This window comes from Deltaproteobacteria bacterium (assembly GCA_016709225.1).
Lineage (GTDB): Bacteria > Myxococcota_A > Polyangia > Nannocystales > Nannocystaceae > Xiheibacterium > Xiheibacterium phototrophicum.
In genome coordinates this window covers 2,029,056-2,048,044 of the sequence record JADJEE010000002.1, presented here as the reverse complement: position 1 = coordinate 2,048,044, position 18,989 = coordinate 2,029,056, and the positions used below count along the sequence as shown (strand labels likewise).

Annotated in this window: 16 protein-coding genes; 13 read left to right on the top strand and 3 right to left on the bottom strand. The window is 71.2% G+C overall.

Annotated features, from left to right (window positions below):
• Positions 1 to 136: 136 nt before the first annotated feature.
• The 4 genes from IPH07_22650 to IPH07_22635 all read left to right on the top strand — a co-directional run bounded on the left by IPH07_22650 (position 137) and on the right by IPH07_22635 (position 2,837).
• On the top strand, positions 137 to 643 hold the full coding sequence (locus tag IPH07_22650) for a sigma-70 family RNA polymerase sigma factor (protein MBK6920218.1): 507 nt from the start codon (positions 137 to 139) through the stop codon (positions 641 to 643).
• Complete coding sequence (locus tag IPH07_22645; GenBank protein MBK6920217.1) at positions 643 to 1,368, top strand: hypothetical protein; 726 nt, start codon at positions 643 to 645, stop codon at positions 1,366 to 1,368. The genes IPH07_22650 and IPH07_22645 overlap by 1 nt, the downstream gene beginning before the upstream one ends.
• A gap of 37 nt (positions 1,369 to 1,405) precedes the next feature.
• Positions 1,406 to 2,395 carry a hypothetical protein gene (locus IPH07_22640; protein ID MBK6920216.1) on the top strand — a complete coding sequence of 330 codons (990 nt, stop codon included), beginning with the start codon at positions 1,406 to 1,408 and terminating at the stop codon, positions 2,393 to 2,395.
• Positions 2,396 to 2,540: 145 nt separating this feature from the next.
• Positions 2,541 to 2,837: a hypothetical protein gene (locus IPH07_22635; protein ID MBK6920215.1), complete on the top strand. Its 297-nt coding sequence runs from the start codon at positions 2,541 to 2,543 to the stop codon at positions 2,835 to 2,837.
• Between the two features lie 4 nt (positions 2,838 to 2,841).
• Here the strand turns inward: IPH07_22635 and IPH07_22630 are convergent, their stop codons facing one another.
• Complete coding sequence (locus tag IPH07_22630; protein ID MBK6920214.1) at positions 2,842 to 3,693, bottom strand: hypothetical protein; 852 nt, start codon at positions 3,691 to 3,693, stop codon at positions 2,842 to 2,844.
• A gap of 167 nt (positions 3,694 to 3,860) precedes the next feature.
• Positions 3,861 to 4,691 carry a hypothetical protein gene (locus IPH07_22625; protein ID MBK6920213.1) on the bottom strand — a complete coding sequence of 277 codons (831 nt, stop codon included), beginning with the start codon at positions 4,689 to 4,691 and terminating at the stop codon, positions 3,861 to 3,863.
• Positions 4,692 to 5,143: 452 nt separating this feature from the next.
• On the opposite strand from IPH07_22625, the gene IPH07_22620 reads away from it, so the two are divergent.
• The 9 genes from IPH07_22620 to IPH07_22580 all read left to right on the top strand — a co-directional run bounded on the left by IPH07_22620 (position 5,144) and on the right by IPH07_22580 (position 17,377).
• Complete coding sequence (locus tag IPH07_22620; protein MBK6920212.1) at positions 5,144 to 6,619, top strand: hypothetical protein; 1,476 nt, start codon at positions 5,144 to 5,146, stop codon at positions 6,617 to 6,619.
• Positions 6,620 to 6,812: 193 nt separating this feature from the next.
• Positions 6,813 to 7,877, top strand: a complete 1,065-nt coding sequence (locus IPH07_22615; protein ID MBK6920211.1) for a hypothetical protein — start codon at positions 6,813 to 6,815, stop codon at positions 7,875 to 7,877.
• 92 nt (positions 7,878 to 7,969) lie between these two features.
• Entirely contained in the window at positions 7,970 to 8,815 is an 846-nt protein-coding gene (locus IPH07_22610; protein MBK6920210.1) for a tetratricopeptide repeat protein, read from the top strand.
• A gap of 46 nt (positions 8,816 to 8,861) precedes the next feature.
• Complete coding sequence (locus tag IPH07_22605) at positions 8,862 to 11,051, top strand: hypothetical protein (GenBank protein MBK6920209.1); 2,190 nt, start codon at positions 8,862 to 8,864, stop codon at positions 11,049 to 11,051.
• A 43-nt stretch (positions 11,052 to 11,094) separates the two neighbouring features.
• Complete coding sequence (locus IPH07_22600) at positions 11,095 to 11,622, top strand: hypothetical protein (GenBank protein ID MBK6920208.1); 528 nt, start codon at positions 11,095 to 11,097, stop codon at positions 11,620 to 11,622.
• A gap of 97 nt (positions 11,623 to 11,719) precedes the next feature.
• Complete coding sequence (locus tag IPH07_22595; GenBank protein MBK6920207.1) at positions 11,720 to 13,150, top strand: VCBS repeat-containing protein; 1,431 nt, start codon at positions 11,720 to 11,722, stop codon at positions 13,148 to 13,150.
• Between the two features lie 57 nt (positions 13,151 to 13,207).
• Positions 13,208 to 13,744, top strand: a complete 537-nt coding sequence (locus IPH07_22590) for a hypothetical protein (protein ID MBK6920206.1) — start codon at positions 13,208 to 13,210, stop codon at positions 13,742 to 13,744.
• 59 nt (positions 13,745 to 13,803) lie between these two features.
• Entirely contained in the window at positions 13,804 to 15,930 is a 2,127-nt protein-coding gene (locus tag IPH07_22585; GenBank protein MBK6920205.1) for a hypothetical protein, read from the top strand.
• A complete protein-coding gene (locus IPH07_22580; protein ID MBK6920204.1) occupies positions 15,911 to 17,377 on the top strand; it encodes a hypothetical protein in 1,467 nt (488 codons plus the stop codon). Before IPH07_22585 ends, IPH07_22580 begins: the two co-directional genes overlap by 20 nt.
• On the opposite strand, the gene IPH07_22575 is transcribed toward IPH07_22580, so the two are convergent.
• Entirely contained in the window at positions 17,378 to 18,976 is a 1,599-nt protein-coding gene (locus IPH07_22575) for a serine/threonine protein kinase (protein ID MBK6920203.1), read from the bottom strand.
• Positions 18,977 to 18,989: the final 13 nt, after the last annotated feature.

Below are 18,989 nucleotides of genomic sequence, written 5' to 3'. Positions count from 1 at the left end.
CCCTGGCGCTCGCGCGCTACCGCACCGCGGCCCCCTGGGCCGGCCCGCACGGGCGCGGGCGCGCAGAAAAACCATCGGCCGTGATGGATCGGCGCTGCCCGTGGCATACGGGCAAGGGGAGCGGCAGTCGCATCAGTTGGACCCCGCGTCGTTCGAGCACATCTACCGCGAGCACCACCCGTCCGTGTGGCGGCTGCTGCGTTGTCTGGGCGTGCCGGCCGGCATGGTCGACGACGCGGCCCAGGAGTGCTTCTTGGTGGTCCATCGACGCCTCGTGGAGGTCGACACCAGCCGCAGTCTGCGGCCGTGGGTGTTCGCGATCGCCCGCCGCATCGCGTGGCGGGTCGCTCGCACCAACCAGTACCGCGCCCGGCTGCAGCAGGAGATCCTCGTGGACGAGCACCGCGTCATCCCGCCCGACGAGACCGCCGAACACCGCGAGCTGCTCGAGCGGGTCGGCAAGCTGCTGGACGAGATGCCGCTCGAGCAGCGCGAGGTCTTCGTGCTCACCGAGTTCGAAGACATGACGGCGCCGCAGATCGCGGCGCTCGTGGAGGTGCCGCTGGCGACGGTCTACTCGCGGCTGCGACTGGCGCGGGCCCGCTTCCAACGGCTCGAGCTGCACACTCGGGAGGCGAGCTGATGTCGCGCGAAGGTCTCGATCCGTGGGCGCGCTTCGCCGACGCCATGACGCCGCGTCCTTCGATCACCGACGACGGTTGGCGTCGGCTGCAGGCGCAGCTGCAGGCACCGACCACGGCAGCGATCCCGCTGCTTGCACGCCCGCGTCGGGGGCCATGGGTGGTGGCGGTGGCGCTGGCGGCCGCGACGATCGCCGCGCTGTCGCTGTCGTCGCTGGACGACGCGTCGCAGCTGGCCGTGCGCGAGACCGCCGAGCAGGCCGTCGATGATCGCGTGGTGGTGCCGCCGGGGGGCGATGCCGTCGCGCGCGTGGCCGGTGCCCCCGCCGAGCTCCCGGTGCAGGTGTCCGGCGCGCAGCCGGCTGCACCCGCGCCGGTGGTGCCCGCGGCGCGCCCGGGTCCGCGCGCGGGTGCGTCGGTCGCTGCGATGCGCACTGCGAGCGACCCGCTCGCCGCCGAGGTCGCGTTGATCGATCGCATCGAGCGCGCGCTCGCGGCGAGGCGGGTCGACGCAGCGCGTGGGCTGCTGGCGCAGTATCACCGCGAGATCCCCAACGGCACGATGGCGCGCGAGGCCGCGATGCTGGCGATCGCGATCGCTTGTCAGGACGGCTCGGCTGCCGGCATCGACGCTGCGGTCGATGACTACGCGGCGTCATTCCCCGACGACGCGGCGGTCACCCGACTGCGCACGCAGCCATGTGCGAGCGCATCGCGATCGCAGTGATGAAATGACAGCTTCCGCGGCAGTAGCTCGTGAGGACATGATGCACGCACGCCACGACATCCTACGTACCATCGCCATCGGCACCACGCTGCTCACCGCCTGCGATCCTGCGCGCCTCGGCACGCTGCCTTCGGAGCAGGAGTCCGGTGAGAGCGGTTCGGGTACCGACGCGAGCGCCGGCGATGCCGGTGGCTCGGGCTCCACGGCGGCGGACGACGCCGGCGGCGGCGAGGCCGAGGCCACCACCGCGGCAGATCCGAGCGCCGGCGGCGAGGCCGAGGCCACCACCGCGGCAGATCCGAGCGCAGGCGGCAGCACGGGTGACGGGCCGCAGTGCGACGAGGGCTCGATCTGCGATCCGCAGCCGGACTACTTCTCGCAGGCACGCGTCACGGTCGACGACGCGGTGCTGTTCGGTCTCGATGCCACCAGCTACACACGGCTCGACACCCCGTGCACGGTCGACGCCGCGGACGTGGACGGAACCGAGAACGCGACCGTCACGCTGCTCTGCGAAGGCCTCGGCGACACCACGGCGCTGCGGCTGGATGGGGTGCCGGCGGAGGTGTTCGCGGCGTTCACGATCGGCCGCGAGCTGCTGCTCGACATCGCGTTCGAGCAGACCGATCAGTTCGACGATCAGTCCCGCTTCGTGCGCGTGCGCGACTTCGTCGACGGGACCATCGTGCTCGCCTACGGTTTGGGGCAACGCCAGGCGCTCGAGCTGCGCCTGTTCCCGATGATCGGCGACGCGCGCGACGAGGGTTGGTACGGCCTCGCGGCGACCGAGGACGACAGCGTGTGCGCGCCCGAGCCGCTCGAGTGCGAGAACATCACGCTCGACACCTGCGCCGACCCGGCGTCGGTGCAGCGACTCGGCGTGCGCTTCGACGATGCGGTGACCGTGGTCGACGCCGGCGAGACGCAGTACGGTGACCTGCAGCTCGAGGTCGCGAGCGCGCTGCGGACCACGACCTCGCCGGAGTGCCCGCGCTCGGTGGTCGAACTGTTGGTCGCGCAGCGTTAGTGCGAGGCTCGGGTGGGCGGCGGTCGGCGCGGCGATGATGCCGAACGCCGGCCGCGGACGCCTGTGGGTGGTGGCAGGACGGAGGTCGACGATGGTGGATGGGAACGCGCGCGCGCACCGGAGGTGCCGCTGGTCGTGGACATGCATGGCGACGGCGCTCATCGCCGCGATCGCTGCGTGCGATCCGGAGGGGGTCGTCGACGAGGCCGAACGCGTGCGACGGCAGCCACCGCCCGCCGACGATCGAAGCCGCGACGACGGGCCCTGCGAGGGCGATCGCGCGGAGTACTACGGCTGCCCCGGCATGCCATGCGCCCACGGCTGGTGCGCCGTGGGGGCCTGCGTGGGTGAGCTGCACGGGCGCGATGGCACGATCGTCGATCCCGGCGTGTGCTGTGTGGACCACGACTGCCTCGCGGGCGGCGGCGGCGACGGGCGCTGACGGGTCATCGCCACAGGAGTGGAAAGCTGGCGAGGATGCTGCACGCGTTCGGCGGTTCGCAGCGGCCCGTGGTGTAGCTGCACTGGAGCTCGTAGCCGCAGGCCAAGTAGTCGTAGGCGTCGCAGGGATCACCCTCGGCGAGCTGCGGCGCGCAGAGTCCCTCGCCCGTGCTGTGGGCACCCGCGCAGTAGAGGCCTGGCTTGCAGCCGAAGTCCGAACATGGCTCGCCCTCGGGCTGCTCGGGTCGACAGACGCCGTCGAGGGTGCAGTAGTCCTCCAGGTTGCACGCCCAGTCGAGCGTGGGATCGCAGCTGTCCTCGGTCTGCTTGCCGAGCAAGGGCGTCGTCAAACTCGCGCAGACGTGGCCGACGTTGGTGCAGTGCAAGCCCTCGGCGCAGGGTGGATACGGCAGCCCCGGCACTGCAGCTTCTGCACACGGCTCGCCGAGTTCGCGATCGCTGACGATTGGGAGGCATATCGGCGGCGGTGGCTCGCCCGTCTGCAACGGAGCGAGCGCACAGGGATGATCGGCGATGGCCTCGAGCGCGCGGTCGAAGCACTCGCGATCGACGGCGACGCCGTCCTGATCGAGCACCGCCTCCATGCGCGTGAGCACGTCGTGCTCGCACGCAGCGGCGTCGTCCCACCGCGGCGCGCAGTCGCATTGCAGGATCGCGGCGCAGTACGACTCCGCGTAGCGCTGCGCATCACGGCGAGGTGCCTCGGGGCCGCAGGCACTCACTGCGCCGAGCAGCACGCCGAGCAGCACGCCGAGCCCGAGGGCCGCGCACGACGGTCGCGCGGGTGAGGGGATGCGCGAAGCAGCGCATGGTTCTCCGATGACGCGAGCGATCATCCTTCACGGCCTCCTGCCGAGCCCGACCTAGGCGACGACCTGCGAATCGTAGCGCATCAACGACGAGCGGAGGCAGCGCGAAGTTTCGAACGAAGCGCTCGATGGGCTCGAGCACGACGACCTCGCGACCGCCGCCGGCGGCGGCGGCGACCACGGGCGCTGACGGGTCACCGCCACAGGAGTGGCGACTCGAGGGTGCTGCACGCGTTCCGCGGTTCGCAGCGGCCAGTGGTGTAGCTGCACTGCAACTCGTAGCCGCAGGCCAAGTAGTCGTAGGCGTCGCAGGGATCACCCTCGGCGAGCTGCGGCACGCAGAGTCCCTCGCCTGTGCTGTGGGCGCCCGCGCAGTACAGGCCTGGCTTGCAGCCGAAGTCCGAGCACGGCTCGCCGTCGGGCTGCTTGGGGCGACAGACGCCGTCGAGGGGGCAGAACTCCTGCAGGTTGCACGCTTCGTCGAGTGTGGGATCGCAGCTGTCGCCGGCGGGCTTGCCGATCCCCGGCGTCGTCGGACCCACGCAGACGTGGCCGACGTTGGTGCACTGCAAGCCCGCGGCGCAGGGTGGATACGGCAGCCCCGGCACTGCAGCTTCTGCACACGGCTCGCCGAGTTCGCGATCGCTGACGATCGAGAGGCAGAACGGCATGGGGGGCTGGTCTGGAAACCACGCAGAGCACGGATCGTCGGCCACGCGCTCGAGCAATCGATCGAAGCACTCGCGATCGAGCTTCACGTCGCTCTGATCGAGCACCGCCTCCATGCGCGCGAGCACATCGTGCTCGCACGCAGCGGCGTCGTCCCACCGCGGCGCGCAGTCGCATTGCAGAATCGCGGCGCAGTACGACTCCGCGTAGCGCTGCGCATCACGGCGAGGCGCCTCGGGGCCGCAGGCACTCACTACGCCGAGCAGCACGCCGAGCCCGAGGGCCGCGCACGACGGTCGCGCGGGTGAGGGGATGCGCGAAGCAGCGCATGGTTCTCCGATGACGCGAGCGATCATCCTTCACGGCCTCCTGCCGAGCCCGACCTGGGCGACGACGGCCTCGACCGTACCGCACGCGATCCGCATTCGCGACCGGTCCTCGAGGACGCGAGGCCCGCGGGTGCGAGCGATCGTGCACGCCTCGCGCATCTGCGAAGCCGCATGCGTCCGCTCGAACATCACGAAGCTACCGCCCCTCGAGGAGGACCCGCAGAGGATTGCCTCCTCGGTCACAGGGGAAACGCTCGGGCGAGACCCCATCGCTGGCTGACAGCGGCCGCCGGCTCACGCGCTCGTGCGATCGCCTGGGGCCTGTGACGACCAGCTCACATCCGCGAGTGCGTGCGCGCCCGCGGCTGCAAAGGACTCACGGTCGCGCGGCGTTGCTGCTACCGTGGACGCTTCGCTGTGAAGGGTTGGGCATGACGATGAACACACATACGAAGACGAGTCGAAGGTGGACAGCGGCCGTGGCGATCGCCACGACGGCGTCGGTGCTGGCGTGTGGCGTCGATCCCGAGCCCAGCGCATCTGGTTCGCTGTCGGACTCGGCCGACGGCACCCTGTCGGCGACGCTGACCGCCGGTGATGGTAGCGGTGACAGCGGTGGCACCGGCAACACCTCGATGAGCTCCGCGAGCGCCGAGACCACGACCAACGCGAGCAGCGCGACGGGACCCTTGTTCGACGTCGGTCAGGGCGAGGACGACTCGGGCAGCGGCACCACGGGCCCCACCGGACCCGGCTCGTGCCGGCTTTCGGAGATCTACGGCGCGGCCGGTGGCTACCCCGCGTACAGCGATCCCGCCTACGACGACTTCGACTCGTCGGTGCTGATCATGACCAGCCACAACCGGCTCGGTCCCAACGATCCGGTGCTGCGCGTGATCGACATCTCCGGTCCGCCGCCGCCGCCCAACCTCAACTACGCGGCGCCGATGTACATCCACCCGACCTGGCTCGCGGCAAACTTCGGCGGAGGCATCTTCGGCCTCACGCTGGACTCGTACGGCAACATCTACATCTCTGCGTCGTCGCTCTGGCAGGGTTCGACGACCCCGGGCACGATCTACAAGATCGACAAGGACACGGCTGCGATCTCGGTGTTCGCCACGATCCCCAACAACGGGCCCGCGTTCGGCAACATCAACTACGACTGCGTCAGCCAGACCATCCGCGTGGTCAGCCACGAGGATTGCCGCATCTGGCAGCTCGACATGAACGGCGACGTCGTGAGCACGTATCATCACGGCACCGGTGACGTTTCCATCGGCGCGCCGAACGATGCCGGCGAACCGAATGGCCAGTTCTGTCCGCTCGGCGAGCGCATGTGGGCGGTGCAGTCGCACTACGGTCGCGTCTACTACAGCGTGTGGTGGGAGGACGGCGGCCGCCCCAACGGCGCCCAGCAGAACGAGATCTGGTCGGTGGCCTACGTCGACGAGGGCGGCGTACCCGACCCCGACACCAAGCAGCTCGAGGCGACGATCCCGGGCTTGAACGGCGCCAACTACTCGAACCCCGTCTCCGATCTCAGCTTCGCGGCCACGGGTTGGATGCTCGCCGCCGAGCGCACGATGTACTCGGACACGGGCACCAGCGCGCACCAATCGACCACCTACGAGCTGCAGCAGATGATGGGCACCTGGCAGGTCGTCGGCACCACCTACGTGGTCGGCGAGCTGCCCAACAGCAGTGCCGGCGGCGTCGATCACGACTTCGCCGATGGCGGGTACGTGTGGATGACGGGCGATGCGCTCGACTTCGGCACGCCCAACGTCGTCTACGGCGTGCAGGGCACGCCCTACGGCGGCGGCGACATCACCAACAGCACGCTCATCGACCACGATGGCGACATCAACCAGCAGTACAAGACCGACCTCGGCGATCTCGAGATCCCGATCCCCGGCGACGCGACCCCGCCACCTCCGCCGCCCGAGGGCTGAGGCGGGCACGCGACCGCGATGAACCCAGCAGGGGCGGGACCGCAACGGCCCGCCCCTTCTAGCGTCGCGGCGGACGGGCGCACTGCAACGTGCGCCGCGACGCGGCCGATGTCCCGCCCGCCCCGGACGTTCCAGCTCGCGACACCGCCAACTCCGGCGGGGCGTAGCGATCGTTCGCCGGGCGGAGGCATCGATGAAGACGATCGCAGTGGGTATGAGCCTGGTGGGTCTATTGGCCTCGGCGTGCGCGGTGCCGCAGGAGCTTCCGCCGGGGGACGGCTCGGGGAGTACGGCGGCCGACGATGGCTCGGGTGGGTCGGACGGCAGTACCAGCGACGGTGGCGGTGTCACGATGACGACGACCAGCGCCGGCGCGAGCACGTCGAGCGCGAGCGGGATGCCCGGCACGGACGAATCCGGCGATCCCGAGGTGCCCTGTGAGGGGACGTGCACGTCGTCCGACTTTGCCGGCTGGGAGGGTCCGGTGATCGTCCGATACCCCGGCGCCGACCAGACCCTGCCCGCCTGCGAGGGTGACTTCGGCACCGTCACACGCGATGGCTTCACCTCGGTCGCTGCGATGCCCGCGACCTGTGCGTGCAGCTGCGGTGACGCTGCCGGCTCGAGCTGTGGCGATGGCGTCACCGTCGGACGCTACACCGCGAACTGTGCCGCATCGCAGGGCTCGTACGTCGTCGGCGACACCTGCACGAACATCCCCGACACGTTCTCCAACCAGTACTGGCGCATCGAGACGCCCGCGCCGGCCGGCGGTGCGTGTCCGCCATCGCTCGAGATGGACCGCGAGGAGCCTGTGTTCGGCGACGCAATCCGTCTGTGCCAGCCCAGCGTGCCGACCGAGGGCAGCTGCGCCGACGGCCTTTGCGTGCCACAACCGAGCGCCGCCGACGGCCCGATGTGCTTCTGGCGCGAGGGCGACGAGGCGTGCCCGGCCGGCGAGCGCACGCTGATCTACGACGGCAGCTACGAGGATCAGCGCGAGTGCAGCGCGTGCGAGTGCAGTACGCCTTCGGGGGCGTGCGTCTACGATGCACCGCTCGGCGCCACCTACACCACGAACTCGTGCGATCAGGTCGATACGCTGCTGCAGCCCGATGTCTGCACGCTGGTGCCCGATGCCGTGTCGGCGCTCATCGTCTCGGGCACTCACCCCGAGGTGACCTGCTCGCCGAGCGGTGGTGCGCCGGTCGGTGAGGTGGTGCCGACCCACGTCGTCACGATGTGCTGCGTCGAGTGACCACCGCTGCGCACGCCCGCATGCGTGCGCCCGGCAGCGCCGTGCACCGGCGTCGGTTGCCAGCGGCGCGATGCGGCCCTATGTTGCCGGCCATGCCCATCGACGTCGGTGATGCTGGATTCGAGACCGAGGTCATCGCGCGCTCGCACGAGGTGCCGGTGCTGGTCGATTTCTGGGCGCCGTGGTGTGGCCCCTGTCGCGCGCTCGGGCCGGTGCTCGAGCAGGCCGAGGCCGAGGGCGCGGGTCGCTTCGTGCTGGTGAAGGTCAACAGCGACGAGGCCCAGGCCACCGCCGCGCGCTACGCCATCCGCAGCATCCCGGCGGTCAAGCTGTTCGTCGCCGGGCAGCCGGTCGCGGAGTTCGTCGGCGCGCAGCCGCTCGGCATGGTGCGGCGCTTCCTCGATCAGCACATCCCGTCGCCCGCCGACGAGCACGCAGCGCTCGGCCGCCGCGCGCTCGAGGCCGGCGACCTCGAGGCCGCCCACGCCGCGTTCGAGGCCGCGCTGGTGCTCGCGCCGCAGCATCCGCGAGCGCACCTCGGGCTCGCCCGCGTCGCGCTCGCGCAGGGCGACGCCGACGCGGTCGGGCGACACGTCGACGCCATCGATCCCCGCAGCGACGAGTCCGAGCAGGGCGAGAAGCTGCGCCGCGCGCTGGTGTTCGCCCAGGGCTGTGCCGAGGGCGGGGGCCAGGCCGCCGCACAGGCCCGCGTCGACGCCGACCCGAAGGACGTCGACGCCTGGTACACGCTCGGCTGCTGCCACGCTGCCGCCGGGCGCTGGGAGCCCGCGATGCAGGCCCTGCTCGAGAGCATCATGCGCAAGCCCAAGCATCGCGATGCCGCGGCGCACAAGGCCATGATCGTCGCGTTCGGCGTGCTCGGGCACGACGATCCGCTGACCGACACCTATCAGCGGCAGCTGCAGATCTATACCTGAGCGACGCGGCTGCGGTCGCGGTCGTTTGATACCATCGCGCTCGTCCGTGCGCCGGAGCTTCGCGATCGCCAGTGCCTGCGCGGTGGGCTTCGTGCTCGCCCACCCACCGATGTGGTGGGCCGATGCCGAGGGCGTGCGTCGCTACCCCAGCTGGGATCTGATGCGCGTGTTCTGGGGCGACCTCGTGCACATGCGCCGCGCACTGGCCGAGGGCAGCCTGCCGTGGTGGTGCGCGTGGGATCGCGTGGGCTACCCGTTCGTGGCCGAACCGCAGACCGGCATGTTCGACGTCACGACCTGGTGCGTGGTCGCGGTGGGACTGCTGCTCGGCGCGATGCCGGCGTGGCTGGCCGTGCTCAAGGTCGTGCTGCACTACGCGATCGCGGGCTCGGGCATGGCCGCGTTGCTGCGCGAGCGCAGGCTACCTGGCTGGGCAATCGCGTTCGGCACCACCGCGTTCGTGCTCGCACCGCGGCTCGACAAGCTCAAGGACCAATCTGCGCTGTGGCCGACCGCATGGGCGGGGTGGTTGCTGCTCGCGATCGATCGGGTGGTCGCGGCGCCGTCGCGTCGCGGCGGCCTGTGGTTGGGCGCCGCGGGGGCCGTGGTCATCTGCGCTGGCTATCCCCCGGCGGTGTTCCGGCTGGTGCTGGTGGCGGTACCGTGGCTGGTGGTCGGCGTGGTCACGCGGCTGCGGGATCCGACCATCGATCGGCGCGCGTACCTGCGGGGGCTCGGGCTGGCGCTCGCAATCGCTGCGGCGGTGACGATGGTGCTCTCGGCGGGCCAGATCGCCGCCACGCTCTCGGTGCTGCCCGACACCACGCGCGCCGGTCTCGGTGCGGAGGACGTGGTCGCATCGCGGACGATCCCCGCGCATGCCTGGGGTCTGTTCGCGCCGCTCGACTCGGCGACTGCACTGCTGACCTACGCGGGTGTCGCGACCGCGGCCGGGGTGGTCACCGCGGTGGTGCTGATCCGCGACGCGCAGGCGCTCGTGCTGGCCGCGGTGGGCGCGCTGGGGTTCGTGCTCGCGTGCGGTGAGCACCTGCCGCTGCTACCCGCGCTCGCGCAGGTGCCGGGCTTCGCGTCGTTTCGCATCGCGGGCCACTATCTGTTGCTGCCCAGCCTCGCGGTGAGCGTGCTGGCGCCGCGTGGACTGGCCGCGCTGACGACGGGCGGACGTCGCGGTGCGGTGGCGGGCGTGGTGGTCGCGGTGGTCGGTGCGGCGGTGTTCCTGTGGCGGGCTTCGTCGCCCTCGATCGCCATGGTGCTGCTCGCGATGCTGTCGCTCGCGGCGGTCGCTGCACTCGGCTTGGTACCGCCGCGGCTGCGATCGCCCCTCGGGTGGCTCGTCGCCATGTCGCTGGCGCTCGATCTCTTCGTGGCCGGCCGACCGGTCGCCGACATCCTCGCGCCGATGCCCGATCCCGAGCGCCCGGCACCGATGCTCGCGGCGCTCGACGAGCGCGGCGGCACCGCGATCTATCGCTTCGCTGACTTCGGCTTCGGTCGCAACCGCGTGGGCCCGCGCTTCGCCGCGCGCGACCTCGTGGGCCATCGACCTGCGCTCACCGATCCACGCTACCTGCTGGTGTATCGCGCAGCGCTCGACGCCAATCAGCTGCTGGCGCCGTTCAACGTCGCAGTGGTCGGCCGTGAGACCCAGCCCACGCGCAACGATGCCCTGCGTCGTGACCTGCGACCGACGGGCGGGGTACCGCTGCTCTACGAGGTGCGCGAGCCGTGGCCGCGGGCGTTCCTCACCACCGAGCTGCACACCGCCGCGGGCGTCCGCGAGGCGCTGACGTGGCTGCGCGCGCGAGCATCACCGGCGGCGGTGATCGAAGACGACGATGCGCCCGAGCTGGCGCTGCCGGCGAGCTCCGCGGCGCCGCTGGTCGCCCACGTCCGCTTGGAGCACGAGCGCACCAACGCGCTGCGCTTCGTGGTCGAGACCGAGCGCGAGGCGGTGATGGTGATCGCCGAGGCGTGGGCGCCCCACTGGCGCGCGAGCATCGACGGCGTGCCGACGCCGGTGTTCCGCGCCAACTTGCTGCAGCGGGCGTTGGTCGTGCCCGCGGGCGAGCACGTCGTCGAGCTGACCTATGCGCCCCACGCCATCATCGCGCTGTGGTGGCTGTGGGCACTCGGGATGTGCGGCCTCACGGCCCTGGCGATCTCGTCGCGGCGGCGCCGAAGGCCCGCCGCCGCCGGAATCGCCGCGCGCCGGTGAACCAACCGCGGCCGTGGGCATCCAAGGCCTGGAGCCGCCGCCGATGCCCGACCTCGCCAAGATCCTCACCACCGCCGTCGAGCTGGCGGCGAAAGCCTGGACCGCGAACGCGGAGCTGCGATGGCTCTACGGCCGACCGGCCAGCGGTGCTGTGCCGCTCATCGGCAACGGTGACGTCGCGACGCTGCTGCGGACCATGAACCGCCGCAAGCAGATCCTGTGCTTCACGCCGCCGCCCGGGGACCGCATGCTCGCCCACGCGGTGCTGTCGTCGCCGGACTACTACGACACGCCGGGTCGCACCTTCGCGCCGCGCGAGACCGTGCTGGTGTCACCGCTCTTCTTCAGCGAGCGCATCAAGGGCGCGGCGTGCTTCTCGCAGGCGAGCGCGGCGGAGATCGGGCGCGTCGACGCCGATCAGATGCGCGCGCTGATCCTGCTCCACGAGGCGCGGCACCTCTACTCGCTGCACGGGCATGGCGCCGATCCAGCCACCCACGATCCGACCTGGAACGACTACATCCTCTGGACCGGATTCCTCGGCTACAAGGTGCGACGCCAGGTGGGCTGATCCGAGCGTGGTCGGGGCGCGGGCGTCCATGCGCCGCACCGTGGTATCCTCGCTCGCGCCGCGGTCGCCAACTTGCTCGATCGCGGCGGGGCTTACCATGCACTTCGCCGTCTCCGTTTCGTCCGTCTCGTTGGTTGCACTCGCGCTCGGGGGTTGCTTCGATCCCGAGCAGTCCGCCGGCGAGACCGGTGGCGCCGACTCGGCCGCTTCGACCGGCACCGAGGGCGACACCTCGGTCACGACCACGGCCACCGCCACCGCGTCGGCGAGTGGACCCTCGACCAGCGATCCCAGCGCCAGCACCACGATGTCGTCGGCGACCACGACCGCCGGTCCCGCCAGCGACACCGATCCGAGCGCCAGCGCCAGCGACTCCACCGGTAACGACACCGCGACCCCGGCGGCGTGTGGCGATGGCTCGGTCGACGCCGGCGAGTTCTGCTTCGGCGACGAGCCGACCCTCGTCACCGCCGGCAATGGTGCCTACGACCTCGCGATCGCCGATTTCGACGGTGTGGTGGGGCTCGATCTCCTCACGCTCAATCGCAGCGCGTCGACGGTCTCGCTGATCCTCAACGACGGCGTCGGTGGCTTCGGCAACCCCGCGAGCGTCACGATCGGCGACGGTAGCTGCCGAGTGCGCGCGACCGATGGCGACGGCGACGGTGACATCGACGCGGTCGTCTCCGGCGATCCCATCGTCACGCTCGACAACGACGGCAGCGGTGATCTCTCGCGCGTCGATGCGCCGTTCGGTGCGGGCACGTTCGGCGGTTGTGGCGACTACAACGACCTCGACACGCTCAACAACGGCGGCGGCGCGATGGACATCGTCTACAGCGGCGAGTACAACAACTCGTTCGTCGCCGGCATCACCAACGGCTCGGGCTGGACCTTCGCCAACAACGCCACCGGCATCGGTGGCCCGGGCGAGGGCTCGGCGGGCGTCACGGTGACCGAGGTCGCCTACGACGCCGACGCGGTGCCCGACGTGGTGGTCGTGAACCGCTACTACACCACGGGTCAGATCTTCCGCGGCAACGGCAGCGGCGGCTTCGTCGAGGACGGCGAGTTCGAGGTGTGCGGGGCGGTCGATCCGAAGGTCTATCTCGGCGCCCGCTATGCCGCGGCCGGCGATCTCGACGGCAACGGCCAGATCGACATCGTCGCGACCTGCATCGCCGGCAGTGACCCCGCCGGCGGCTTCACGTACGCGCTCGGCAACGACGACGGCACGTTCGCCACCGCGGTGCCGATCCTGCTGCCGGGCGTACAGCGGGTGCTGCTGGCCGACGTCGACGCCGACGGTGACGTCGACATCGTCGCGCCCTCGACCGCCGAGCTCGCGGTGCAGGTGCTGCTCAACGACGGTGCGGCCGTGTTCGACGATCCCGTCAACCTCCCCGTCGGCGAGCTCGTCTACAACGTGGAGGTCGCCGACCTCGACGGCGACGGCGCGGTCGACATCGCCGCGCCCTACGCGGGCGTGCAGGGCGGACGCGTGGCGGTGTTCTTCGCAGATCCGTAGGCTGTGATCACCGCCCCGCATCGCGGAGCAGATCTGCTGCTATCGTTGCGTCCGGAGATGCGTCGCGCCGTCCTCGTGCTGTCGTTGCTGCCGCTCGTGGCACCCGCCGGTGCGCAGGCGCGGCGCCGCGACCCCAAGGTCGTGACGCCGCCCAAGTCGGCGCTGCGCCACCAGGAGCCCGACGACCTCTCGCGTGGCGGCACACGCAAGGGTGGGCTCGAGCTCGCGCTGGGCTCGATCACCGCGGTCGTGACCGGCGTCCTCATCGGCCGCGGCATCTGGGAGCTGGTCCGCGCCCAGCGACTCGCCGATCGATGTCAGACGCAGCTCGCCGAGGCCAGCCAGGGCGCCGCGCTCGACACCGACTTCGATCAGCGCTGCTTCGACGAGCGGCGGCCGGGACTCGGCGGACGCATCTCGGGTGCGCTGTCGCTCACGTTCGCGGTACCGCTGGGGGTCGGCGCGGGCTTCCTGCTCGCCCACGGCGTGAAGGTCCATCGCGACTACCGTCGCTTCGTGCAGCAGCGCAGCGCGTCGCTGTTGCCGTGGGCGGGGCCCACGGGCGCGGGCCTCGGGTTGCGCATGCGCTTCTGAGCATTCTCGCGCTCCAGTTTTTTCGGACAGTCGACGGCCGGGCGGTCATGCACACGTTCGTGACCGTTCGTGCGCGGAGCTTCGGTGCGACCCTGATGTGTGGCCTCGGCCTGCTGCTGCCCCCGGGCTGCGGCGACGACGGCCCGAGCGGCGCCTCGGGCGAGTCGTCGGGGGCCGCGACGACGGCCGGCACGGGCCCGGGCAGCGGCACCGCCGATGCGACGGGCACCGACGCGACGGCCAGCGCGGGCAGCGAGGGCGGTGTGGACTCCACCGGCGACGACACCAGCGGTGACACCACGGGTGGGCCCGTCGATGTGGATTGCGACGGCGTGACCATCGAGTCGCCGCTGGGGAGCTTGCCCGAGCTGGCCGCGGTCACCGGCATCGTCCGTGGGCGCGGCGTCGAGCTGCGCTTCGAGCCGGTCGACGACGCGCTGGACTATCGCGTGTACGTGCTGCCCAGCGCCGACGCGGTGGACGATGCAAATGGGCTCCACGTGCAGGACGCGATCTATCGCTGTGCCGGTGACCGACCTGCGATCGATCTCCCCTACTCTCAGAACGGCTACCTCACGGTCGATGTGCAGAGCACGGGCGAGCTCGCCGGCTACACCCGCGTCGACGACGACGCGATCCTCGGGCACGTGTACACGCTCGACGGGCCCGATCGCGTGCCGGTGTACCGGCTGGGCAGCCCGGCGGCCGACCACGACGGTCAGTGTTTCGGCGGGCGCACGGCCAACACCCGTTCGCTGCGCTACACCGCCGACGCCGACGAACGCGAGGCGCTGCTCGACCAGGGCTGGCGCGACGACGGCGTCGCGTTCTGGACCGCGAGCGACGCCGCACGTCAGGTCCACGCCGCCACCGACGGGGAGCCTTGGATGTACTGGTCGTCCGAGGCCGAGCTCGCCGCACGCGGCGCGGGCGAGCCCGTGTTTGCCGTGCTCGACGCACCCGCCGAGGGCACGGTGCCGCTGCATCGCTTCTGGATGGTGCCCTGCGGTGGCATCGCGCACGACGTGCTCTCGGCCGGCGCGTCGCGACTGCGACGCGATTCCCTCGAGGGGCAGCAGCCGCTTTGGCGACTCGACTGGCCTGATCTGCAGCCCGATCAGGTGCTCGTGGTCGAGGCCCTCGACGCCGGTTGCCCGTTCCAGGGCCACCTCGCCGCCGATGCGGTCGCGCCCACCGGCAACGCGCAGGCCTTCGTCACCATCGACGACGTGCGCGCGGCCTCGCCGACCGGCGAGGTGTTCGTGAACGGTCAGCACGATCCTGCCAGCTCGCCGCAGCCGATCGCACGCTCGTATGTGTGCCCGCAGATCGGCGCGACCGAGTCGTTCGACGTGCTCGAGACGTTCGACGATCCGCTCGGTCTGGCCCAGGTCGATCTCGAGAGCCACGGCGGCTGGGACCTCTACCTCGAGAACGAACGGCTGACCGCGACCTTCTACTCGCTCGAGCCCGAGGCGTGGTCGGTCGACAGCGTGATGGGTGAGCTGTGGGTGAGCTACGCCGACTGGGCCTCGGATACCAACGGCAAGTTCCGGCTCACGCCGAAGACGACCGGCCAGGTCGGCACGGACAGCTTCGTGCACGCCACCGTCGAGGTCGATCTGTTCTCGACCGGCCGTCGCTATCCGCAGCTGTGGGTCTCCAGCGCGCCCGCGCCGGTGCAGGACAACATGGCCGACGCCGTGACCATCAACCTGCAGACCTTCGGGGCCTGGGCCACCGGGCTCGAGATCCAGCGCTGCGATCACCGGTACTGGGACGTGAACGATCAGTGTCCGCTGTTCCCGACGCAGCACGAGGATTTCTCCGATGCGCCGTGGCCGGCGCAGCCGTTCGTCTCGGACCTCACCGGCTCCGGCGTGCGCACGCGGCTGGACCTGTGGGTCAGCAGCGATCGTGCGTATGCCTTCATCGATGGGCAACCGCACGGCTGCGTCGAGTACGACGGGCTGCTGCCCGCCGGGGAGGTGACGGTGACGTACGGCGATACGCTCTACCACTCGGGGGTCGACGAGCCGGTGGTGGGCACCGACTACCTCGACTTCCTGCGCGAGTACCAACTCACGCAGACGCGTCGTCATGTCGACAACTTCGGCTTCTCGAGCGGACTGTCGGCGCCGGCCTGGGATCACACGAGGTTGCCCTGTGCGACGAGCCTTCCCTGAGCTCTGCTTCGCGCTGCTGGTCGGCTGCGGGGACGGCCCGGCGGTCGCGACGACGATGTCGGCGTCGTCGTCGTCGTCCGGTTCGTCGGATGCTTCGAGCTCGACCGCGGCCACGAGCGCGGCGGTCGACGGCACCGCCAGCGAAGCTTCGGGCAGCAGCTCCGGCAGCGGTGGCGACGAGGTGCCGGTGCCCAGCGAAGAGCAGTGGGCGCGCCTGCTCGCGCTGCGGTACACCGACGCTCCACCGCCGCCCGACGTCAGCAACGCGTGGGCCGACGACGACGCGGCCGCGGCGTTGGGGCAGGCGCTGTTCTTCGATCCGCGGTTCTCGGGTCCGCTGCTCGACGGCGACAACGACGGATCGTCCGGCACCCTCGGCCTCGACGGCGAGGTCCACCGGGTCGCGTGCGCGAGCTGTCACGTGCCGACCGACGGCTTCGTCGACACCCGTAGCCCGCACCAGCAGATCTCGCTGGCCGCCGGGTGGGTGCTGCGTCGCACGCCTGGGCTGCTCGAGGTCGGCTTCGCCTCGCTGCTGGGGTGGGGTGGGCGTCGTGACGCGCTCTACAACGTCGCGTTCGGAGCGATCGAGAATGCGCGCGAGTTCAACTCGTCGCGCTTGTACGTCGCCAAGCAGCTCGGGCTCCATCACCGCGCGGCGTACGAGGCGCTCTTCGGGCCGATGCCCGACTTTGCCGACCCGCTGCGGTTCGGCACGCTCGACGCACAGGACAACGGCTGTGCGTCGCTCGATGCCACGGCGTGTCCGGGTCGCCCCGGTGACGGTGGCGTCTACGACGGTCTCGCACCCGAGGATCGCGAGGCCGTCACGCGGGCGGTGGTGAACGCCGGCAAGGCGCTCGGCGCCTACCTGCGGCGGCTGCGATGCGGCGCATCGCGGTTCGACGCCTGGCTCGACGGTGACGCCGCCGCGCTCTCGCCCGCCGAGGTCCGCGGTGCGATCGCGTTCGTGTCGCAGGGCGACTGCGACCGCTGCCACGGCGGTCCGATGCTCACCGACTTCGGGTTCCACAACGTCGGGCTGGTGCCGCAGACGGTGGCGACCGTGTTCGTGGATCTCGACGACTTCGGCGCCAGCGTCGACCTCGCGGCCGCGCAGGAGGACCCGCTCGGCGTGCACGGCAGCTACGCCGACGGCGACGACGGCCGGCTGCCGGCGGTGATCGACCCCGCGATGCTCGGCGCGTTCAAGACCCCGAGCCTGCGCTGCATCGCCGAGCATCCGTCGTTCATGCACACCGGGCACATGTCGAGCCTCGACGAAGTCGTGCACTTCCACGTCCGCGGTGGTGATCCCGGCGGCTTCCCCGGCACCAACGAGCTCGCACCGCTACCGCTGGACGCCGACGACGAGGCCGATCTGGTGGCGTTCCTCGCCGCGCTACAGGGGCCGGGGCCCGACGCGTCGCTGCTGTCGCCGCCGTGATCACTCGAGGTGGTCGAGTCGAGGCTCGCCACCCTCGATGCGAGCTCGATCGCGCTCGGGCGCGAGCGGCCCCAACGGCGCCAGATCGACGCAGCGGATGCTGCGGATCGTCACCGCATCGTCGGCGGCGATCGGATCGTGCGAGCCGACCACGAGCGAGAGCTGGGCCCGTGCCACGTTGCCCTCGACTTGCGCGATCGGGGTCCACGTGCGGCCGTCGGACGAGACCTCGAAGGCGATCGCGTCGGGGAGCGCGGTTTGATCGCGGATCTGGATGCGGAAGTAGCGGTCGCGGGTGCGGTCGATCTCGAGCGCGAGTCCGTGGGTGTTGGGGGCCATCGGGAACACCCACTGCCCACCCCACACGAGGATCGAGAAGGCCTCGTCCTCGCCGTTGCGGACGCCGAGGAAGACCTCGTGGCTGGTCGATGCGCGCGGCAGCTGCTCGAGCTCGAACACCAGCGCCCGGTCGCGCAGCGAGATCGCGGGCCCGTCGAGCCGTGCGCTGACGAAGCGCGGCGGGCCGGCGGGCAGCTCGAGCACGAGCCGGCCTGACGCGTGGTGGCCGGTCTCCATCGACCACGTGTGGTCGCCGGTCAGGTAGTCGTGCCCCGGCGTGCACGGGTCCTTCGGCGCCGCGATCTGGCCGTGGGGCTCGCTGCGCCAGAGCGCGCCCGCGCCCACGCTCGCGACCACCGCGCCCACCACGGCGGCGCCACCCACCCACGCGCGCCGTGGTCGGTTCGCGCTTGCGAGGCGCTCGGCGAGCGCACCGAGCGAGGGCCATCGCATCGACGGCATCGGGTCCAACGCGCGCTCGACGAGCGGCCACAGTCGCCGCGGGATCCGCTGCGGCCGTCGCGGTCGCGGCAGGCAGGTCCGCGTGTCGAACGGCGCAGCACCGACCAGCGCTTCGAACAACGCGACCGCGAACGCGAATTGATCGGAGCTCGGACTCGGCGCGGCGCCGCTCCACAGCTCGGGCGCCATGTAGCGCGGGGTCCCTGCCAGCGCAGCGTCGGTGTCGGCCGCGGGGTCGTCGCTCGACGCCGGTGTCTCGAGACCATGGGGATGATCGGCGCTGGCGATCCCGAAGTCGATGATCCGCGGTTCGCCATCGCCGTCGATGACGACGTTGTCGGGCTTGAAGTCGCGGTGCACGAGGCCGGCGTCGTGGGCGGCCTGCAGCCCCCGTGCGCAGCGGATCATCAGCGCCACGATCGCGGTCCGCTCGGGGCGCTCGCGCTCGATCCACTGCCGCAGGGTCGGGCCCGTGAGGTGCTCCATCACCACGAAGACCTCGCCGTCGTCGGTGCGGCCGACCTCGTACACGCCGACCACGTTGCGGTGGCGCAGACGCGCGAGCGACTCGGCTTCGCGACGCAGTCGCGACTGCCCGAGCTCGGTCCGACCGCCGCGGTGGACCTTGATGGCGACCTCGCGCTTGAGCTCGGGATCGCGTGCGAGCCACACCACGGCCATGCCGCCGCGCCCGAGCTGGCGCAGGATCTCGAAGCGACCAAGGGTGACCGGCGGCGCGCTCTCGAACAGCGCGTGCTCCAAGACGCCCAGGGTGACCGGCGTGCCGAGGTCGCCCATCCCCACCAGCATA

Bases quoted from the DNA above. Each gene is read 5' to 3' on its own strand.
- IPH07_22645 (MBK6920217.1), top strand. From the start codon at position 643: ATGTCGCGCGAAGGTCTCGATCCGTGGGCGCGCTTCGCCGACGCCATG.
- IPH07_22640 (MBK6920216.1), top strand. From the start codon at position 1,406: ATGATGCACGCACGCCACGACATCCTACGTACCATCGCCATCGGCACC.
- IPH07_22635 (MBK6920215.1), top strand. From the start codon at position 2,541: ATGGCGACGGCGCTCATCGCCGCGATCGCTGCGTGCGATCCGGAGGGG.
- IPH07_22630 (MBK6920214.1), bottom strand. From the start codon at position 3,693: ATGATCGCTCGCGTCATCGGAGAACCATGCGCTGCTTCGCGCATCCCC.
- IPH07_22625 (MBK6920213.1), bottom strand. From the start codon at position 4,691: ATGATCGCTCGCGTCATCGGAGAACCATGCGCTGCTTCGCGCATCCCC.
- IPH07_22615 (MBK6920211.1), top strand. From the start codon at position 6,813: ATGAAGACGATCGCAGTGGGTATGAGCCTGGTGGGTCTATTGGCCTCG.
- IPH07_22610 (MBK6920210.1), top strand. From the start codon at position 7,970: ATGCCCATCGACGTCGGTGATGCTGGATTCGAGACCGAGGTCATCGCG.
- IPH07_22600 (MBK6920208.1), top strand. From the start codon at position 11,095: ATGCCCGACCTCGCCAAGATCCTCACCACCGCCGTCGAGCTGGCGGCG.
- IPH07_22595 (MBK6920207.1), top strand. From the start codon at position 11,720: ATGCACTTCGCCGTCTCCGTTTCGTCCGTCTCGTTGGTTGCACTCGCG.
- IPH07_22590 (MBK6920206.1), top strand. From the start codon at position 13,208: ATGCGTCGCGCCGTCCTCGTGCTGTCGTTGCTGCCGCTCGTGGCACCC.
- IPH07_22575 (MBK6920203.1), bottom strand. From the start codon at position 18,976: ATGGGCGACCTCGGCACGCCGGTCACCCTGGGCGTCTTGGAGCACGCG.